The organism is Roseateles sp. P5_B10 (assembly GCF_056400485.1).
On record NZ_JBFULE010001056.1, the window covers coordinates 1 to 1,541 of the forward strand.

The 1,541-nt window shown below is 68.5% G+C and carries 3 protein-coding genes; all 3 read left to right on the plus strand.

The window, feature by feature from the left end; genetic code table 11:
- Positions 1-540: SAM-dependent methyltransferase (locus AC1DU6_RS30730; protein WP_477861881.1), on the plus strand; the 540-nt coding region annotated here is incomplete at its 5' end.
- A 10-nt stretch (positions 541-550) separates the two neighbouring features.
- The gene (locus AC1DU6_RS30735) at positions 551-841 is read left to right on the plus strand and encodes a c-type cytochrome (protein ID WP_457322966.1); all 291 of its coding nucleotides are present in this window, start codon (positions 551-553) and stop codon (positions 839-841) included.
- Positions 838-1,541 (plus strand): FAD-dependent oxidoreductase (locus AC1DU6_RS30740; protein ID WP_477861883.1); only part of this gene is annotated, 704 nt, incomplete at its 3' end. The genes AC1DU6_RS30735 and AC1DU6_RS30740, both read left to right, overlap by 4 nt.

A 1,541-nucleotide genomic window follows, 5' to 3' on the forward strand; every position in this document is an offset into this window, starting at 1 on the left:
GGCTTTGCCTTTGAAGACCGTGCCAGCATGTTGCGCCCGCCGCTGGAGGCGGGCATGGTGCCGGGCACCGTCACCGAGATCCACCCGCAGAGCGAGGCCTTCGTTGCGACCCTCGCCCGGACCTTGAAACGCGGCGCCGCCTTCTTCATCGACTACGGCTTCCCCGAAGCCGAGTACTACCACCCGCAGCGCCACGGCGGCACGCTGATGTGCCATCAGGGCCACCTCGCCGATGCCGATCCGCTGGTGGCCGTGGGCGACAAGGACATCACGGCCCACGTCAACTTCACCGGCATTGCGCTGGCCGGCCAGGACGCCGGCCTTGTCGTGCTGGGCTACACCAGCCAGGCCAATTTCCTGCTCAACTGCGGTATCGCCGATCTGCTGCACGGGGCGAGCCTGGGCGAGCGCGCCATGGCCCACCGCCTGCTGGCCGAGCATGAGATGGGCGAGCTGTTCAAGGTGATCGGCTTCGCGCCGCTGAGCGGTACTTTCGATGCGCTCGGATTCAGTCGCGGAGACCGCTCGCACAAACTCTGAGGAGTTGTGAATGAAGGCTTGGTTGCTGCTGTTGCTCTGCGCCCCGGCGCTGGCGCAAGACCTCAATGTCGGCCGCAGCCTTGCGGCCACCTGTGCCAACTGCCATGCCAACAACGGCCGACCACGCAACCAGGCGATACCGCCGCTGGCCGGCATGAAGGCCGACGTGATGCTGGAGCTGCTCGCCGACTACCGCAGCGGGCGGCAAGCCGGCACCGTCATGCCGCAGATCGTCAAGGGCTATACCGAGGAGCAGCTGCGCCTGGTCGCCGCCTACTTCGCCGCGCAGGCCAAGCCATGATTGCGCGGCGCCAATTGATCGCGGCCGGTGGCCTGACGCTGGCGGGTTGCGCGACGCCATCAGGCCCGGTGGCCCGAGTCGTCGTCGTGGGCGGTGGCTTTGGCGGCGCGACCGCTGCCCGCTATCTGAAGCTCTGGGGTGGCGCGGCGGTCGAGGTGACGCTAGTCGAGCGCAACGAGGGCTTCATCTCCTGTCCGATGTCCAACCTCGTCATCGGTGGCGTGCGGGACCCGCTCAGCATCAGCCACGGCTATGCCGGGCTGGAAGCGCAGGGCGTCAAGCGCCTGCGCGGCGAGGTCGTGGGCATCGACCCCGCGGCCAGGACCCTGCAGCTGGCCGACCGCGGCACCCTGGGCTGGGACCGCTTGATCCTGTCGCCCGGCATCGACTTCATGAACGACGCCGTGCCCGGCCTCGCCGCCGCCTTCGACAGCGGCCGTGCCGTGCATGCCTGGAAGGCCGGCGCCCAGACGCTGGCGCTGCGCCGCCAGCTGCAAGCCCTGCCCGATGGCGGTGTCGTGCTGATGAGTATTCCCAAGGCGCCTTATCGCTGCCCGCCAGGGCCCTATGAGCGGGCCTGCCTGATCGCCTCGTATCTGCGTCGCGCCAAGCCGCGCGCCAAGCTGCTGGTGCTGGACGCCAACCCAGAGATCCAGAGCAAAAAGGCCCTGTTCGAGCGCGCCTTCGCGCAACACCATGC